Source organism: Sphingomonas aurantiaca (assembly GCF_003050705.1).
GTDB classification, from domain to species: Bacteria; Pseudomonadota; Alphaproteobacteria; order Sphingomonadales; family Sphingomonadaceae; genus Sphingomonas; species Sphingomonas aurantiaca.
This window is the reverse complement of the sequence record NZ_QAOG01000010.1, coordinates 39,528-56,324: the sequence shown is the minus strand read 5'-3', so window position 1 is coordinate 56,324 and position 16,797 is coordinate 39,528. Positions and strand designations below refer to the sequence as shown.

Genomic DNA, 16,797 nt, shown 5'->3' with positions numbered 1-16,797 from the left:
GATCCCTGCTCGCGGACGATCCAGCGTGCGGCGCGGATCCAGTCCTCGTCGATCGTGTCGGCTGCGCGGTCGCTTACCAGCACCATGCGGTCGTTCGCGACCGTCCAATGCGCGAGCGCGGGCTCGTCGATCACACCCTCGACGAAGCCGAGCTCGACCGCACCGTCGAGCACGCGCGCCGCGGCCCCCTCGGTGTTGTCGATCGCCAGTTCGATTGAGATCGCGGGGTAGCGCGCATGGAACGCGGCCAGCTGGCGGGGCAGCCAATAGCCCGCGATCGTCTGGCTTGCGACTAGCCGCAGAGTGCCGCGCTCCAGTCCTGCATATTCGGCCAGTGCAAGTTCCGCGCTGGCGGCACGGCCAAGCACTGCGCGTGCGTCGACCAGAAACATGCGGCCCGCTTCGGACAGTTCGATCCCACGGCCGACCCGGTGGAACAGCGGCACGCCGTGCCGGGCTTCCAGCGCGGCGATGGCAGCGCTTGCGGCTGACTGCGTCACATTGAGCGCTTCGGCCGCGCGCGTCATGTGCTCGCGCTCAGCGACACCGACGAAAATCCTGAGTTGTTCCAGGGTCATGCCCGATCTCCTTGCCCCAATGATAGGGAAAGGAGATCAATCGCACCAACCAAAGATTACGGTCATTCCAATCAGATATACCGATCGGTCATTTCAGAATGTCGATAACCGCCTCACGTTCATCGACCAGTTCGGCAATCGTGCGATCGAGCATCGTTCGCTGGAATGGATCGAGGATCAGTCCTTCGATACGCGCATACCCACCGCTTTTGCAGTGCACCGGCACGCCGCACACCAGCCCTTGCGGGATACCGTAGGAGCCATCTGACACCACGCCCATCGACACCCAATTGTCGCCTGCGCCGTGCACCCAGTCGCGTAGATGATCGATCGCCGCATTTGCGGCCGATGCGGCCGAGGACGCACCCCGTGCTTCGATGATCGCGGTTCCGCGCTGCGCAACGGTGGGGATCAACGTTTCGCGGTACCAAGCCTCGTCTCCAATACGGTCGGCGAGCTTTTGGCCATCGAGTTCGGCATTTCCCCAGTCGGCAAACATCGTCGGCGAATGGTTTCCCCAGACGACGAGCTTTGTAATCGCATCGACACCGACACCCGCTTTGGCCGCAAGCTGTCCCTGCGCGCGGTTGTGATCGAGGCGGATCATCGACGTGATGTTTTCGGCAGGGAAACCCGGCGCGCTTTGCGCAAGGATCCAGGCATTTGTGTTGGCGGGATTGCCGACGACCAGGATCTTGGCGTCGCGTTTGGCCACTGCGTCCAGCGCTGCGCCCTGCGTCTTGAAGATCGCTGCGTTGGCAGCGAGCAAATCACGGCGCTCCATGCCCTTCGAGCGGGGACGAGACCCGACCAGCATGGCCGCATCGATGTCCTTGAAAGCCACCATCGGATCATCAGTAATGATCACATCTGCCAGCAGCGGGAACGCGCAATCCTCCAGTTCCATGACCACGCCGCGTACTGCGTCCATCGCCTGCGGCACGTCGAGCAGTTGAAGGATAACGGGCTGGTCCGGTCCGAACACATCACCCTGCGCGACCCGGAAGAGCAGCGAATAGCAAATTTGTCCTGCGGCACCGCTGATCACGATCCTGACGGGGGGCTTGGTCATTTTGGAAAGGGCTTTCCTTGGGAAATTACAGACGGTGTAAGACCGATCAACGCGCCGCCACGGCAAGCGCCGCATCGCGCCCGGATGGCACCAGATTGGCGAGACCTTTTCCTGATCGCACGGCACCAGGAACGTAGATCAGGCTTTGCGCATCCGTACTGATCGGGATCGTCGACGCGGTGGTGTACGTCAGCGTGTCGATCCCAGCGACCTTGTTGGTTCCGGCCAGGCTGGCATAGATCCTCGTACCATCGCCCGACGGCCAAACCGCGGTCGGAGCCGCTTGTAGCGGGATGGTTGTCACAGCCTCCAGGCTGTCGGTTCTATAGACCTTGATTGCAGGTTGATCGCCGCCAATGCTGACATAGGCAAAGGAATCGTCCGCGCGCTGGGCGAAGTTGACCGCGCCCGTTGCTGGACCAGTGTTTATCACTTCGCGTACCGCAAACGGCGGTTTGGCAGCAAAAACCGTGGTCGTGCCGCTCTCGCGGCGTGTTGCCCAAATCTGTTTGCCATCTGGCGAGACCGCGATTGCTCCCTCACCTGCACCGTTGCTGGCAACGTGTCCGACGACGCGCCGATGCTCGACGTCGACAACCAGGATGGACGGCCTTTCAGTAAGCGATACAAAGGCATAGCGTCCGTTTGGCGACAGGATGGTCGCGCCCGCTCCGCCACTTGCTGGTACGCGGGTGATCTCCCGCGCGGTCTTAGGATCCACGACCGCGATGGCATGTTCATCGCCGAGCGAAACCCAGAGTTCGTGCCCATTGGGCGTAAACGCGACGGCGGTAGGCGACGTCTGGAACACGGTCCGGCCTCGTTCCGTGTTCGTGGCCAGATCTACGAGCGTCACACTGTGCTGCGCTAATGCCGATACCGCCAGGGTCCGCCCGTCACGCGTTGCAGCCAGGTGCTGGACTTTGGGGCTGGAAAAGCTGGGCTCAGCTATCGCGCTTTTGGTGAGGTCGATGCGTCCCAGTTCGTTGCCCGCTGCAGGATCGATGACAACGATCTTTGTCGATGTCGGGTCAGACACATAGATCCGGTCATGATGACTAAGGTCGATATCAGCCTTCGACCACGGTGCCTGAACCGCCTTGATATCGCAGGGAAAGTCGTCCGCCGCAGGTGCAGCCCAATAGGCCTGAGCGATCGCCGGGACTGGGGCTACGGAGGCCAACATCGCGGCAACCAGAACGATCGCAGCTTTCATCGTTTGATCCTTATCGCGGATCCGGCGGGTGATCGTGCCAGTCCGATGCCGCTAGATCGACCGATATCTCCCCTGCGTCCAACGCATGGTAACGATGGTTTCAATACGAAAACGCGATCATAGATTGTCTACCGTTCTTTTTAGATGATCAGAACAACCATGCTTATGCGTTGGATCGATGGCTGAGCTGCGATCATTTACGCTGTCACGCTCGGCATTCATCGCTCGCGTGTCATAAATGGGAATACTAAAGGCATGACGATGAAATCTCGCACGGCCTTGCTAACGGCGATAGCCGTGTCCGTATCAACGGGTGCGTTAGCGCAAACGGACGGTTTCGCGTCCGCAATGGATGCGGCGATGGCGCGGATGCACGGCGCGATGATGACCGGTTATTCAAGCGATCCCGATCGCGACTTCGCAAGAATGATGATCCCGCATCATCAGGGTGCGATCGACATGGCCGAAGTCGAACTGCGGTTCGGCAAGGATGAACGCCTGCGCCGGCTCGCCCAGGGAATCATCGTCGAACAGCGTCAGGAAATCGCGGTGATGCAGGGCATCCTATCCGAAGGCGGCGCGTTGCTGCCTCACACCGAACCGACCGCGACCGGTCACCCCCATCACGGAGACCGTCCATGAAGCGTTTCACCCTAACCGCCTGCGCCGCCTTGTGTTTCTCGGGCCCTGCGTTTGCCCAGCAAGTGCCGAACGCGACCCCCGACGTCCCCGTCAGCGCGCAGGACCGGTTCTACACCTCGGACCAGTTCTCCAACACCGTGTCGGTGATCGATCCGTCGACCAACACGCTGCTCGGCATGATAAAACTCGGCGACCAGACCCCCGCGAACCTCAGCCCGCTCTACAAGGGACAGCTGCTCGTCCACGGCATGGGCTTCTCGCCTGATCGCAAGACGCTGGCGGCGATCTCGATCGGCTCGAACTCGGTGACGTTCATCGACACTGCGACCAATGCCGTGAAGCATACGACCTATGTGGGCCGATCGCCGCACGAAGCGTTCTTCCGCCCCGACGGTCGCGAAGTCTGGGTCGCGGTGCGCGGCGAGGATTATATCCAGGTGCTCGACGGCAAGACCTTCGCGCCGACTACGCGCATCCCCGTTCCTAATGGCCCCGGCATGACGATCTTCTCGCCGAACGGGAAATACGGTTACGTCTGTTCGAGCTTTTCTCCCGAGACCGTTGTGATCGACACCGCCTCGAAGAAGATCGTCGGTCGCGTCAAGCAGGCGAGCCCGTTCTGCCCCGACATCGCCGCGACGCCCGACGGCAAGCAGGTCTGGTTGACGCTGAAAGACGTCGGCAAGGTCATGGTGTTCGACGCCAAGCCACCCTTCGCAGTGCTCAAGACGTTCGACACAGGCGCGATCACCAACCACGTCAACATCGCCCGCACCAAGGCTGGCCAGTTCGCCTATGTGACGGTCGGCACCGAGAACGTCGTCAAGGTGTTCCGCACCACCGACTTCGCGCAGGTCGCGAACATCCCGGTCGGCGCGCTCCCGCACGGCCTTTGGCCGTCGGGCGACGGTACGCGGATGTATGTCGGGCTGGAGAACGCCGACGCAGTCGCGGCGATCGATACCGCCAGCAACACCGTTATCGCGACGATTCCGATCGGTCAGGGGCCCCAAGGCGTGGCCTACGTTCCCGGCGCGGTGCCGGTAGGCGATGGCCGTGCAAACCTGGTGCCGCTCGCCCAGGCCGGCATGAAGATCCAGCTGACTCTATCCGGGACTGGGCGCAGCCAGGTGACGCTGTTCGATCAGGGCCAAGTCCAGATTTTGCAGGCGGCGGTTGCGGGCCTCAGTCCAAAGATGCCCTATGTCCTTGGGCTATCCTCCCGCGCTGATGGCAGCGGCGTGATCCAGCCTCTGGCGAAGTTCATGACCAATCCGGCGGGCGGCGCGATAGTCAACACGCTCGGACCGCTCCGCCAGATCGTCAGCGACGCAAAAGGCGACATGCGCCGTTACCTCGTCATTGCTCCGGGCGACCCGATGATGCCGGGCGCCGTCGTTCAGGTGCAAAAATGAGGATTCCGGTGAAACCTGCGATCTCTTGTCCGTATCCGGTATCTTGGTCATGACGCTGGTATAGGCTGCCGCAGCGTTTTGAGACTGTCGGAAAACACACCAGACCGTCCGAGAACTCCGGGATGGCCATGCCGTTAGGCGCGCGCTGCCCTGGAGGGCGCTCGAGGCAGAATTTCTGGATTGGATCGCTCGTCGGCGGGCAAATCCCTCACATTGGGCATCGTCAGCGCGATATTCTCTTGAGAAATGGATGTCCGGCCTTTTCAGGCCTGCACGGCGCGGAGCAGGGCGGGAATGCCGAGGATGTTGATGGCTCGCCGCAGGTTGTAGGCGAGCGCCGTCAGGCTAAACTAGGCGTTGACGTTGGCGAGCCCGCGCATGAGGAACGCACCCTGGTTCATCCACTGTTTGATTGATCCAAACGGGTGCTCGACCGTCTCGCGTCGCTTGTCGAGAATATCGGGCCTCGCGACAAGTCGTTCGGCCATGCGTTCAAGCACAGCCTCGTTTTCCCAGCGATCAATAGTTCGCCGGGAGCCCGAAGTGCATTGCGGCTTTAGGGAGCAGGTTTGGCAGGCCCGCATATTGGTATAGCGGATGGCGATATGCTCGTCCTTGCGGGTGCGGGTATAAGGATCAAGGCGATCACCACTCGGGCAGACGTAACAGTCGGCCTCCGGGTCGTAGCGAAACTCGGTTCTGTTGAAATAGCCGCTTGCAACCGCCGAGCCGCGCTGCGGCCGCGCGACATAGGGCACGACGCCGATATCCTCGCAGGCAGCGATGTCCTCGCCCTTGTAGTAGCCCTTGTCAGCGACTGCATCGATACGTTCGACGCCCAGCACCTCACGCGCGGCACCGGCTGTCTGGGCCAGGAATCCAAGGTCGCTGCCCGAATTGGTGACGTTCTGCTCGACGATCAGCTTGTATCGGGCATCGACCGCGACCTGTGCGTTGTAGCCCACCCCGACCTTGGGGTGCATCGCCATCCCCCGGGCATCAGGGTCGGTAAGTGACAGCTGGCTCTCACCGCTGGCGACAAGTTCGGTGAGCATCGCCTGGTGCAGCTCACGCCGTGTTCGCACCCGCGCGAGCTTCGCCTCGAGCGTGGCCGCACGGCGCGCCGCGCCTTGCGCCTCGATTTCCGCGCGGTCGGCCCGATCAAGCCGTCCCAAATACTCTTCGATCCGCTCGTCGGCCAGCTTGATCCATCCGGCCAGCTTTTGCTGCGTGAAGTTGCGCTTGCGGCTGTTCACCGCCTTGAGGCGCGTGCCGTCCACGGCAACCAGTTCCCGCCCGAACAGATCGAGCTTGCGGCACAGCAGCACGAAGGCGCGAAACAGCGGCTTGAATGCTGGCCGGTTCACGCGCCGAAAATCCGCGATCGTGCGAAAGTCGGGACGCAGGCCGCCCAGCAGCCAGATCACTTCGAGATTGCGCCCGGCTTCCGCCGCCAGGCATCGGCTTGAGCGGACCCTATTGAGATAGCCATAGAGGTAAAGCTTCAGCAGATCCGCGGGATCGTAGCCGGGTCGGCCCGTCGCCTTTGGCCGAAAGCGGTCAAAGCCAAGTTCCCCCAGATCCAGATCGTCGACGAAGGCCGCGATGAAACGCACCGCGTTGTCTGCCGCCACATAGTCATCGACCGAGGCTGGCAGCAGCAGCATTTGATCGCGCGATTGACGTTCGATGTAGCCCATGCCCGATCATACCGGATACGAAACCTGACGGGAATCCATCACGCAGTTTTCGGACAGTCTGACATGCTTTCGGACAGGGTGCGCTCCGGCCTTGGGTCGTGGTGCCAACAGGATGGCAGAGTGTGCGACAAACCCTGTCGCTTTGGTCAGCTGTACGGAAACCCGAATCTGGGGGTTTGCTGACACCCGATCGCGTTAGCGTACATCTGGGTCCGTTCTATGTGCAGCCCCCTCTTCAAAGCTGCGCGTCACCGCTCCCCGAACGGGTGCTTGCCGTACTGGCGCATGAGAAGGTCGATTGCCTCGCCCATCAAGGCCTGAAGGGTAGTTCCGTTCTCGGCCGCCAGCACATTTAAGCCTCGGCTAACTTCCGGACTAAAGTATGCGCTGACAGCCTTCTTGCCCTGCCGCGCCGCCGATCGCACCGACGCCGAGCCCTCAATGGCTGGGGTCGAGACGCTCGGCTCCACCTTCGCGCGTTCTGCACGCTGCTGCCTCATGGCGCCAAATTTGCTCATGTCAGCCTCGCTTCTTTCTGCCCTGCTTACTTGTGGGCAAGTTCACACGTTCGCTTGTCCACGTCCATAGCGCGGCGATCTCCTCCGCCGCCTTACCGTCAGGCTCCGCCTCTATCGCGGTTTTCCCTTGCGCCGTGCTGTGGTGATAGATCGCGCGCATCGTGAGCATGACGGGCGCGACCGGCACACCCATACCCTCAACGCCTTCGCTGCCCTCAATCAGCTCCCGCGCGTCTCTGTAAGTAGTTGGCGCGCGCTGAGGACCGCCCATGAAGAGCACGAAGGCCGGCTTGCCTGCTGCCTTCACCAGCTCGGCCGTCGTTTCAACGGCTGACAAGTCGAACGCTTGGGGACGACAAGGAATAAGGATCAGGTCCGCAGCCTTGCACGCCTCGCGCGCCATGATGTCCGCGTGTGGGGGCGTATCGATAATGACTAGGTCCGCGCCTAGATCGGCTGCTTGCTGCACCTTGCGCGGAAGGAGGGTGGGGGAGGCACAATCTACGACCTCAGGGTCCGCGCCGCCTCGCCAGTGGTTCCATTGGCTAGCGGTCGCTTGCGGGTCCGCGTCGAGGATCAGCGCGGAGAGGCCCGCACTGGTGGCGGCACCGGCAAGGTGGATGGCAAGCGTGGTCTTACCCGCTCCGCCCTTCTGGCTGATGATAGATATGGTCTTCATGTAGCCCCTGCACGTGTTCGCGTGTGAACATGATGGATAGCACACAAGTGAGCAAGATAACAATCTCACTTGTGAACTGATAGCCTTCGTGGCCTGTAGCAGCGTGGTTGGGTGGTCGTAAGCTGCACCCGAGGTTCGCGGCATAAGGGAGCATACGTGACAGGAATATCAGGGGGGTCAGGATCAGGCGGCTGGACGTGGGTGCAAGGCTTCGGAACGGCCTTTGCGGGCGTGCTTGCCTACCTTGGCGCGCGTTTTGGCGCGCAGGCCGGGAAGGAGAACGCAGACAAGGCCATCTTCGTCCAGATCGTCACCAGCGAGCGCGCGGTATGGCGAGAAGCAATGCGAGGGCTGGTTGTAGAGTTAACGGCCGAGGTGCGGCGTGGTGCAGTTAGCCCTGCCAAGCCGGTGAATTGGCGAAAGGTACATGCCGCGCGCGCTGGTATCGTACTCCGCCTAAACCCGGCCTGCCGCGACGTAGGGACTGAGGACAAACATGCCCTGGATCGCGCGCTCTTCCGCGCAGTCGAGGAGCTAGTGAGTGCGCGGCATACTCCAAAGCCCGATTGGCTCAAAAAGGCGGATACGGTCGAGAAAGCAGCCCAACGGCTCATCAAGAAGGAATGGGACAAGTCGAAGAAGGAGGCTCGCACAGGCAGGCTTGAAGAATGAGGCTGTGAGGGCCGCAGGATAGCAACTGTCGACTGTCGCAAATGTTCTAAGTTTTGCGACAGCGTTCCTGAAAACTGTTTTGTCTCATTTAGCGTTGTCGCAAAAGTCTGTTGCATAATACTCACATTTCGATACAGTTATGCGACATGTTGATTGGCTACGCCCGTGTGTCCACCGATGACCAGGATCTCCGGCTGCAACGCGCCGCGTTGAAAGAGGCCGGATGCAAGCGGACGTTCGAAGAAAAAATCTCTGGCGCAAAGCGTGACCGGCCTCAGCTTGCCAAGATGATCGAGCAACTGCGTGACGAAGACACGGTGGTGGTGACGCGGCTTGATCGGTTGGCACGCTCGACCCGCGACCTGCTCGATATTGCCGAGAGACTGAAGGAGGTCGGCGCCGGTCTGCGTTCGCTGGCCGAGCCCTGGGCGGATACGACCTCGCCTGCGGGCCGCATGGTGCTGACCGTGTTCGCCGGCATCGCCGAGTTCGAGCGCGAGCTGATCCACCAGCGCACCGGCAGCGGACGGGTAGCAGCCAAGGCAAGAGGGGTGCGCTTCGGCCGTCCGCCCAAGCTCACCCCCGATCAGGTCGCGCTCGGCGAACGATTGATAGGCGAAGGCACATCGGTGCGCGAAGCCGCCAAGCTGCTCAAATGCCATCATGCCACACTCTACCGGGCGCTGACCGCAGCGACGGTGGCTCCATGATGCGGTGGGCTGAGCAACCTGACGTTTCGGCAGGGAGGGCCTGATGCCTATCCGCCCCGAGCACGTGTTCCTGTATCCGATCGACTGGGCGCAGCTCTCGCACCAGATACGCTTCGTGCGGGCGGGGGGACACTGCGAGCATTGTGGACGCCCCCACAGGCAGAAGGTCTTCCACCTGGGCGACGGACGGTGGTGGGATCGGAACCGGCAATGCTGGCGCAATGGCCGGGGCCGGCGTGTGCAACGGCCTACGGAGAACATTCTGCTACAAGGCCGGTGGACACCGGTGGTCCTGGCCTGTGCGCACCTCAATCATGATCCGAGCGACAGTGCGCTTCACCAGCTCGCAGCGCTCTGCCAGCGCTGCCACATGCTCCACGATGGACCGGAGCATCGACGCCGTCGCTGGATGAACGCGCACTATCGGCGTGCGTTGGGTGATCTGTTCTACGGCCCATACCCCAAGCTGGGAGGCGACTGGATCACACCAACCCCCCTCAGCATGCTCGACGATCACCGCAGTGGAACGTCCTCCCGTTGACACTCGTTTCACTTATTGCGTTTACAAGTCGCAATCACTAGATGGCTTCCGCTCTGGGAGACGAAACATGGCCGCCGTGGCCTTCAATATCGACGAGGCCTACGAGCCTACTGCACACGAGATCGAGGCGGCCGGTAACGCCGCGCGTGCACTGTCGAGGGTAGATTCCAGCCGCCCTATTCACCTGACTGTAGAAGGGGCAGGCGAGGACGTTATCAGCCTGCCTTCTGGTGTGTTCAACAGTATCGTCAAGATGCTGGTTGAGATCGGCAACGGTCATGCCGTCACTGTTGTGCCAGTACAGGCAGAACTTACAACCAGCCAGGCGGCCGATCTGCTCAACATGTCGCGTCCACACCTCATCAAGCTCTTAGAACGCGGTGACCTGCCGTTCCGGATGGTCGGCACGCATCGTAAGCTGCTCGGGCGCGACGTGCTGACCTACCGCAGCCGCATGGATGCGGCCCGGCATGAGGCCTTGCAGGGGATGGCGGACCTGGATCAGGAAGCTGGCCTCTTCGATGATCACGCACCCCTCGATCGTCCCTGATGCTGGTCGGCCGCTACACCGTCCTGCTTGATGCCAACGTCATGCACCCCTCCATCGTGCGGGGTGCGCTTTTGTGGTTCGCCGCCAACCGGCTGTTCCGGCCGCTCTGGAGCGAGGCGATCCTGGCCGAGTGGGAGGAAAGCCTGAGGCGGCGGTTTCCTGATTTGCCAACTGACCATTTCCAACGCCAGCGGGCCTACATGGACAGCTTCGGGGAGGCGCTGGTGGAAAGCTATGAATCGCTGATGCCTGCCCTGACGCTGCCTGATCCCAAGGACGTCCATGTTCTTGCAGCAGCGATTCACGGCAGAGCCGATGCGATCGTCACTTACAACCTCAAGGATTTTCCGGTCGAAGTGGCCGCCCGCCACGGTATCGAGGTGAAGCATCCCGACGACTTCATCGTCAATGTCATCGATCTTGATACGGCCAAGGCTCTGACCGCGATCGGTAGCCAGCGCCGTCAGTTTCGCAATCCCGCTGTAACCGCCGAAGATTACCTCGACCGCTTTCGGAAAAGCGGCTTGGTCCAAGCGAGCCACCGACTGCAACCCCTCGCCGAGCTATTTTAAATGAGGGTTCTGACACCAGCAAGCGCTTGAAAGGCGCTGACCTATCTCAAGCGTCAGAACCGTTCGGTTTTGACACAAAGCTTCCTCGAAAACGATGGTCTTTTGGGAACGATAGATCTTTCCCAAAAGCCGTTTTCACACGAGAAGGGAGAACACTAGAACCGCTTGCGAACGCCCACAGGCGGTAGAGCGCGGCACGCTAAGCGCCGCGCTCGATCGGATTATTCAGCGAGGCTTTCGATAATTGGGCACTCCGGGCGATCATCGCCGTGACAGCGCTCAACCAAGTCGATCAGCGCCAATTGCATAGCTTTCAACGCGCGCGCCTTGCGGCCCAGCTCGGCAGCGCGCGCTTTCGCCAGCGCCTTAACTTCGGCGCTCGACCGATCCCGATCCGACCACAAGCCGAGTAGCGTGCGGATCTCCTCGATTGGAAACCCAAGGTCTCGCGCGTTGGCGATGAACCGCAGCCGATGAATGTCCACTTCCGAATAATCCCGGTAGCTCCCGCGCCGGAGCGGTGCGGGCACAAGGTCGATCTTCTCGTAGTGGCGGATCATGCGTTGCGAGACGCCGCTGGCCTCCGACGCCGCCCCGATGTTCATAGTTTCACCGTGTTCAGACGCAGCGCGTTGAGCACGACGGTGAAGGAAGAGAGGGCCATCGCAGCGCCAGCCAGCATTGGTGACAGAAGGATGCCGGCAACGGGGTAGAGCACGCCGGCCGCGACGGGCACGCCGACCCCGTTGAACAGGAATGAGAAGAACAGGTTCTGCCGAATGTTCCGCATCGTCGCACGGGCGAGCTTGCGCGCGCGCACGATCGCCGAAAGATCGCCGCGTGTGAGCGTCATGCCCGCGCTTTCTATCGCTACGTCGGTTCCCGTCCCCATCGCGAGCCCAACGTCGGCAGCGGCCAGCGCCGGGGCGTCGTTGATACCGTCGCCGGCCATTGCAACCTTGGCACCATCAGCTTTCAATTCGCCGATGATCCGCGCCTTATCTTCCGGTCGCAGATCGGCGCGTACATCGTCCAGGCCGCCCACGGCGCGCGCAACCGCATCGGCCGTCCCGCGATTGTCGCCCGTCAGCATGATAACGCGCAGACCTTCCTTGCGAAGAGCCGCGATGGCGTCGCGCGCCGAAGGGCGCACCGGGTCAGCAACCGCGAGCAAGCCCGCGAGTGCGCCGTCGATCGCGATCAGGATGACGCCGGCTCCCTCGCTCCGATGGCGATCGGCCGAAGCGTCGAGTGACTGGGGATCGGCACCGACCCGGCTCATTTGTGCGGCATTGCCGATCACCACCGATCGGCCGCCAACCGTGGCACTGACACCCATGCCGGTCTGCGAAGCGAAGTCTGCGACCGTGGCGAGTTGCAATCCGCGTTCCTTGGCGGCGACGACGATCGCGTGGGCTAGCGGGTGTTCGGACTGTCCTTCGACAGCCGCAGCGAGCGCGAGCATGTCGTTCTCTCCAAAGGTGCCGGTTGCCTCGATCGCGACCAGCGACGGCTTGCCTTCCGTTAGCGTGCCCGTCTTGTCGATGACCAGCGTATCGACCTTATCGAGTGCCTGTAGGCTTTCGGCATTCTTGACGAGCACGCCGGCCTGCGCGCCGCGGCCGGTGCCAACCATAATCGACATAGGGGTCGCGAGCCCGAGCGCGCACGGGCAGGCGATCACCAGCACGGCGATCGCATTAAGAAGGGCGTGACCCATGCGTGGCTCGGGACCGACCAGCGACCACACCACGAAGGTCGCGACCGAGATCAGCACGACCAAAGGTACGAACCAGCCCGATACCCGGTCGGCGACCGCCTGGATCGGGGCACGGCTGCGCTGCGCTTCCGCGACCATGCGGACGATGCGCGCCAGCATCGTGTCCGAACCGACCGCGCCGGCTTCCATAACGAGGCTGCCCGTGCCGTTCACCGTCCCCCCCGTGACTGCGGCATCGACTTCCTTGAGGACGGGGGCCGGCTCGCCGGTGAGCATGGATTCATCGACCGAGGAGCGACCCTCGACCACCACGCCATCGACCGGGATCGCATCGCCGGGGCGGACCCGCAACCGATCTCCGGTTGCCACGTCGGCAAGGCTGACTTCTTCCTCTGCCCCGTCAGACCGCAACCGTCGCGCTGTCTTGGGAGCGAGGTCCATGAGGGCGCGTATCGCGCGGCCAGTCGCCGCTCTGGCGCGCAATTCGAGAACCTGTCCGAGCAACACCAGTGTCACGACGACGCCGGCAGCTTCGTAATAGACTGGGACCATGCCCCCGTGCATCCGGAACGTCGCAGGGAAGATGCTGGGCGCGAGTGTTGCGACCAGGCTGTAGAGGAATGCCGCACCGACGCCGATCGCGATCAGCGTGAACATATTCAGATGGCGGGTGCGAAGCGACATCCACCCCCGCTCGAAAAACGGCCATCCCGCCCACAGCACAATTGGCGCAGTGAGTGCGAGTTGGACCCAAGGCGAAGCGGTAGGGCTAACAACATGGAGCCCAAACATCTCGGCGAACATCGAAACAATGAGCAGCGGAACGGTGAGCGCTCCTGCTACCCACAAACGCCGGGTGAAATCGACTAGTTCTGGATTGGGACCGTCATCGAGCGACGGCTCTTCCGGTTCGAGGGCCATGCCGCAAATGGGGCACGTTCCCGGCCCTTCCCGACGAATCTCAGGGTGCATGGGGCACGTCCACATCGCTCCCGGGGTTGCCACCGGCTCGGGCTTTGGCTTGGCCCCAAGGTAGGCATCAGGGTCAGCGACGAACTTGGTTCGACACCCTGCACTACAGAAATGATACTCGTGCCCGGCATGCTCGGCATGGTGCGCTGTTTTTGCCAGATCAACGGTCATGCCGCATACCGGGTCGGTCACTGTGGCAGAAGGTTCTCCGCCCGCTTTCCCTGAGCAGCATCCTTCCTTGGCAGCTTGTGGAACAGCCGGAGATTTGGAGGACGAGCAGCAGGACGCGCCCGCCTCGCGCTCGATCGCAGCAGCTTTATCAGCTTGCTTGTTCGAGCACCCGCAGCCCCCGGCCAAATGGGCGTGGAAATCAGGGTCGTTCATAGAAAAACTCCTTCAACCCGAGAGCATGTAGGGTCTGACACCGTGTCAGGGTCAAGCCCCCCTTCCAACGACTCACGGCACCTAATTAAATTACGTCGCAAAGCTCGATTGCCCTCAAACCAATAGCTACATGGCCGACGCAGGGGGTTCGAGCGTGCCGAGCCAACCTACCAGCACGAGGATCGCGACCACGCACGAAGCCTCGACTGCAAGACTTGTTCGCAAGGTTCGCAGCGCGCCTTTATAATCGCCTGCTGACACCGATCGTTCGAATGCCGGTGTAAAGCGGAAGCGGTTAAGCGAAGCGAGTCCGAGCATCCCACCCAACAGCACAAGCTTGGCGATCAAGAGCCTGCCGTAGACCGTCGTGCCGAGGGTCGGGAGATTGCCAAGGCCAACCAACAGCCAAGCGTTGATGAGGCCGGTGATGACGATCGTACCGACGACAATCGTGCCGGTCAGACCGAACCCGTGCAGCGCTCGATAGGTCAGTGCGAGGTGGGCGGCATCGGTGCGCCGCGCTGGTCGTGTCACCAGCAGCCCAAGCCCGAGCAGCGCTCCCACCCACGCACCAGCGCTCAGGAGATGGAGGATATCGGCCGCCAGATGCACCCACCCGGTCGCGCCTTCGTCCATCGCCCCGTGCCCCGTCCAGGCGAGCGTTGCGAGAGCGACGCCGGAAAAGATGGCGACCAAGCCAAGCGGCATCGTGCGCCGCGCCGCTATTAGGGCAGCGATAGACGCCACCAAGAGCGCGATCATGCGTACTTTCCATGCCGTGCCCGTTGCGGAGTCAGAGAGCAGCATTCCGACTGCTTCCCGATCGATCGGCCACGGAGGTGCACCTGCCATCGCGGCTGCGAGCAGCGCGACCGCTATGCCGGAGAATAGCAGGGCGAGAAGCCCGGTCCCGAACAGCCAAGGGCGGAAGGCAAGCGCGTTGCCGCGCTCACCGACCTTCAACCCGTAGAGGCCGAATGCCGAGAGGCCGAACAGCCCGCTCAGCGTCACGTAAAGCGCGAAGCGAACCGCGATCAGCGGCCAGTCGGCTTCCACCTTACTTCACCGTGAAGGCGTAGTTTCCGGTGATGCGGTGTGTGTCGGTCGAGACCACATGCCAGGCAAGCTTATAGCTACCCGCGCCGAGCGGCGACTTGGGCGTGACGACGAGGGTGCGACCGTCCGAGCCGACAGTTGCGGTCCCGACGACTTTCATTGGTGCGTGCGTCATGCCGCCATGCCCGGTCATCATCAGATCCGCACCGGAAAACTTGGGCATCAGCTTCTCGCTGAAGCGCAGTGTGACATTGGCGGGCTTCGCGACCATCGCATTCGGTGCCGGGGATGCGGATACGAGTTTGGGATGGGCCTGGGCGGCTCCGGCAAGGCCGAGAAGGACGACAGCGGTAGGAAGGAAGACGCGACGCATGGGAATACTCCGATCAGGTTCGTGCCTGTTCTACGCGGCCCGGCCGCTCGCCCCTCATGACGGAAGTCGAGGGGTGATGGGCATCGCTGCGTAACAAGTGGTAGAGGCGCGGAGTGGACAGCATGGACGATCTAGACAGAACATTGGCGAGGCTCGCGGGCGCACCCGTGCCGGCATCGCTGGACGGGATCGAAGCGCAGGTGTTCGCACGCATCGGTGCGCAGCCCGTCGCACGGTTGACCGGATTGGGCGTCGGGGGCGTGATGGTCGCAGCGCTCGCGATCGGCATGGTTGGCGCGGAACTTCCGGCGACCGCCAGCCCTGCGGTGTCGCTTTCGCCGCTCGGGGGCGCATCACCACTGGCGCCATCGGTCTTGCTGATTGGTGAGCCATGACATCGACCAAGCGGCTTATCGTCTGCGTTGTACTGGCCTTCCTCGCGGCTATCGCAGGCGTATTTCTTGCGCGCGTGTTGCTGCCCCAGCCTAAGCAACCGGGCACCGCCTTGCACGAGGTCCTGCACCATAAGCTGGCGCTTGATGGCAATCAGCAGGCCCGGCTGAAAAGCCTAGAGGACCGGTTCGCGGTGCAACGCCACGCGCTGGAATTGGAAATGCGCGCGGACAATGCACGGCTAGCCGAGGCCATTGAGACCGAGCATGGCAACGGCCCCAAGGTGACCGCCGCGGTCGATCAGAGTCATGCGGCGATGGGCGAGTTACAGAAGGCAACGTTGGCGCATATCTTCGCCATGCGGCAGCTTTTGCGCCCGGATCAGACCCCCCAATTCGATGCTGCGGTGGTGAAGGCGCTCACCGACGACCAGGGGTGAGCCTCGATTGGACCACCCTGTCCGACGGCGAACTGGCGACGCTCAGCATCGCTGGCCGACAAGCGGCATTCTCCGAAATCATGCGTCGCTATCGTCAGCCTATATTCCGGCTCGCGCGCGCCTTTGTCGGCGAGGCCGACGAAGCGCTCGATTTGGTTCAAGAGACGTTTGTCGCGGCGCATCAGGCGATGCCGCGCTACGATACACAGCGGGCGATGAAAGCATGGCTTTCTACGATCGCCGTCAACAAATGCCGGGATTGGGCAAGGAAGCGCGCGGTCCGTCGGTTTTTCTCCTTTGCCGCACCGCTCGACGAACAGGCCGAGACGATCGCGGACGATCAGGTAGCAATCGATGACGCAGCAGCCGATCGGCAGGAACTTGCCAAAGTGACGCGCGCCATCGCGACCTTGCCGATGAATCTCAAAGAACCGTTGGTGCTCCGCACGATCGAGGGTTTGAGCCAGGCGGAAACGGCCGATGTATTGGGGATCAGCCAGAAGGCGGTCGAAACCAGGCTATATCGGGCTCGCGCGCGCCTCGCCGAAAATTTGAAAGAGAACCAAGGGGTAGGCGCACGGGACGCGTAAGAGGT

19 protein-coding genes are annotated in these 16,797 nt (G+C 62.2%); 9 read left to right on the top strand and 10 right to left on the bottom strand.

Translation table 11 applies throughout. The features are described 5' to 3' along the window. From C8J26_RS19850 to C8J26_RS19840, 3 genes are all read right to left on the bottom strand, one after another. A partial coding sequence (locus C8J26_RS19850) for a LysR family transcriptional regulator (protein WP_107960096.1) occupies positions 1-578 on the bottom strand: 578 nt, incomplete at its 3' end. Positions 579-666: 88 nt separating this feature from the next. Next, positions 667-1,650 (bottom strand): malate dehydrogenase, encoded by a 984-nt coding sequence (locus tag C8J26_RS19845; protein ID WP_107960093.1) that lies wholly within the window; start codon positions 1,648-1,650, stop codon positions 667-669. A 46-nt stretch (positions 1,651-1,696) separates the two neighbouring features. Further along, positions 1,697-2,866 carry a beta-propeller fold lactonase family protein gene (locus C8J26_RS19840; protein WP_107960092.1) on the bottom strand — a complete coding sequence of 390 codons (1,170 nt, stop codon included), beginning with the start codon at positions 2,864-2,866 and terminating at the stop codon, positions 1,697-1,699. Positions 2,867-3,121: 255 nt separating this feature from the next. On the opposite strand from C8J26_RS19840, the gene copM reads away from it, so the two are divergent. Together copM and C8J26_RS19830 are read left to right on the top strand one after the other, a co-directional pair. Then, positions 3,122-3,508, top strand: a complete 387-nt coding sequence (gene copM, locus C8J26_RS19835) for a CopM family metallochaperone (RefSeq protein ID WP_333981212.1) — start codon at positions 3,122-3,124, stop codon at positions 3,506-3,508. Then, a complete protein-coding gene (locus C8J26_RS19830; RefSeq protein ID WP_056677682.1) occupies positions 3,505-4,923 on the top strand; it encodes a YncE family protein in 1,419 nt (472 codons plus the stop codon). Before copM ends, C8J26_RS19830 begins: the two co-directional genes overlap by 4 nt. 350 nt (positions 4,924-5,273) lie before the next feature. Here C8J26_RS19830 and C8J26_RS19825 read toward each other — a convergent pair whose 3' ends face one another. The 3 genes from C8J26_RS19825 to parA all read right to left on the bottom strand — a co-directional run bounded on the left by C8J26_RS19825 (position 5,274) and on the right by parA (position 7,820). Continuing rightward, positions 5,274-6,623, bottom strand: coding sequence for an IS1182 family transposase (locus C8J26_RS19825; protein ID WP_236701726.1), 1,350 nt, complete (start codon positions 6,621-6,623; stop codon positions 5,274-5,276). A gap of 248 nt (positions 6,624-6,871) precedes the next feature. Then, positions 6,872-7,141, bottom strand: coding sequence for a ribbon-helix-helix domain-containing protein (locus C8J26_RS19820; RefSeq protein WP_031392883.1), 270 nt, complete (start codon positions 7,139-7,141; stop codon positions 6,872-6,874). 1 nt (position 7,142) lies between these two features. Continuing rightward, complete coding sequence (gene parA / locus C8J26_RS19815) at positions 7,143-7,820, bottom strand: ParA family partition ATPase (protein ID WP_031392882.1); 678 nt, start codon at positions 7,818-7,820, stop codon at positions 7,143-7,145. 201 nt (positions 7,821-8,021) lie between these two features. On the opposite strand from parA, the gene C8J26_RS19810 reads away from it, so the two are divergent. The 4 genes from C8J26_RS19810 to C8J26_RS19790 all read left to right on the top strand — a co-directional run bounded on the left by C8J26_RS19810 (position 8,022) and on the right by C8J26_RS19790 (position 10,865). Then, positions 8,022-8,492: a hypothetical protein gene (locus tag C8J26_RS19810; protein WP_031392881.1), complete on the top strand. Its 471-nt coding sequence runs from the start codon at positions 8,022-8,024 to the stop codon at positions 8,490-8,492. 146 nt (positions 8,493-8,638) lie between these two features. Next, positions 8,639-9,202 (top strand): recombinase family protein, encoded by a 564-nt coding sequence (locus C8J26_RS19805; RefSeq protein WP_056677686.1) that lies wholly within the window; start codon positions 8,639-8,641, stop codon positions 9,200-9,202. A gap of 608 nt (positions 9,203-9,810) precedes the next feature. Beyond that, positions 9,811-10,293, top strand: a complete 483-nt coding sequence (locus tag C8J26_RS19795; RefSeq protein ID WP_056677689.1) for a helix-turn-helix domain-containing protein — start codon at positions 9,811-9,813, stop codon at positions 10,291-10,293. Further along, entirely contained in the window at positions 10,293-10,865 is a 573-nt protein-coding gene (locus C8J26_RS19790; protein WP_056677692.1) for a PIN domain-containing protein, read from the top strand. Before C8J26_RS19795 ends, C8J26_RS19790 begins: the two co-directional genes overlap by 1 nt. Positions 10,866-11,086: 221 nt before the next feature. Here the strand turns inward: C8J26_RS19790 and C8J26_RS19785 are convergent, their stop codons facing one another. The 4 genes from C8J26_RS19785 to copC form a co-directional block, all read right to left on the bottom strand. Then, positions 11,087-11,470 carry a MerR family DNA-binding protein gene (locus C8J26_RS19785; RefSeq protein WP_055763348.1) on the bottom strand — a complete coding sequence of 128 codons (384 nt, stop codon included), beginning with the start codon at positions 11,468-11,470 and terminating at the stop codon, positions 11,087-11,089. Continuing rightward, positions 11,467-13,941: a heavy metal translocating P-type ATPase gene (locus C8J26_RS19780; protein ID WP_107960090.1), complete on the bottom strand. Its 2,475-nt coding sequence runs from the start codon at positions 13,939-13,941 to the stop codon at positions 11,467-11,469. The genes C8J26_RS19785 and C8J26_RS19780 overlap by 4 nt, the downstream gene beginning before the upstream one ends. A 126-nt stretch (positions 13,942-14,067) precedes the next feature. Then, a complete protein-coding gene (gene copD / locus C8J26_RS19775) occupies positions 14,068-14,997 on the bottom strand; it encodes a copper homeostasis membrane protein CopD (protein ID WP_055763342.1) in 930 nt (309 codons plus the stop codon). A 1-nt stretch (position 14,998) separates the two neighbouring features. Further along, a complete protein-coding gene (gene copC / locus C8J26_RS19770; RefSeq protein ID WP_055763339.1) occupies positions 14,999-15,370 on the bottom strand; it encodes a copper homeostasis periplasmic binding protein CopC in 372 nt (123 codons plus the stop codon). A 122-nt stretch (positions 15,371-15,492) separates the two neighbouring features. On the opposite strand from copC, the gene C8J26_RS19765 reads away from it, so the two are divergent. The 3 genes from C8J26_RS19765 to C8J26_RS19755 are packed head-to-tail and all read left to right on the top strand — an operon-like array spanning position 15,493 to position 16,792. After that, the gene (locus C8J26_RS19765) at positions 15,493-15,765 is read left to right on the top strand and encodes a hypothetical protein (protein WP_055763369.1); all 273 of its coding nucleotides are present in this window, start codon (positions 15,493-15,495) and stop codon (positions 15,763-15,765) included. Then, complete coding sequence (locus C8J26_RS19760; protein ID WP_055763336.1) at positions 15,762-16,202, top strand: periplasmic heavy metal sensor; 441 nt, start codon at positions 15,762-15,764, stop codon at positions 16,200-16,202. The genes C8J26_RS19765 and C8J26_RS19760 overlap by 4 nt, the downstream gene beginning before the upstream one ends. Next, positions 16,199-16,792 (top strand): RNA polymerase sigma factor, encoded by a 594-nt coding sequence (locus C8J26_RS19755; protein WP_055763333.1) that lies wholly within the window; start codon positions 16,199-16,201, stop codon positions 16,790-16,792. Before C8J26_RS19760 ends, C8J26_RS19755 begins: the two co-directional genes overlap by 4 nt. Positions 16,793-16,797: the final 5 nt, after the last annotated feature.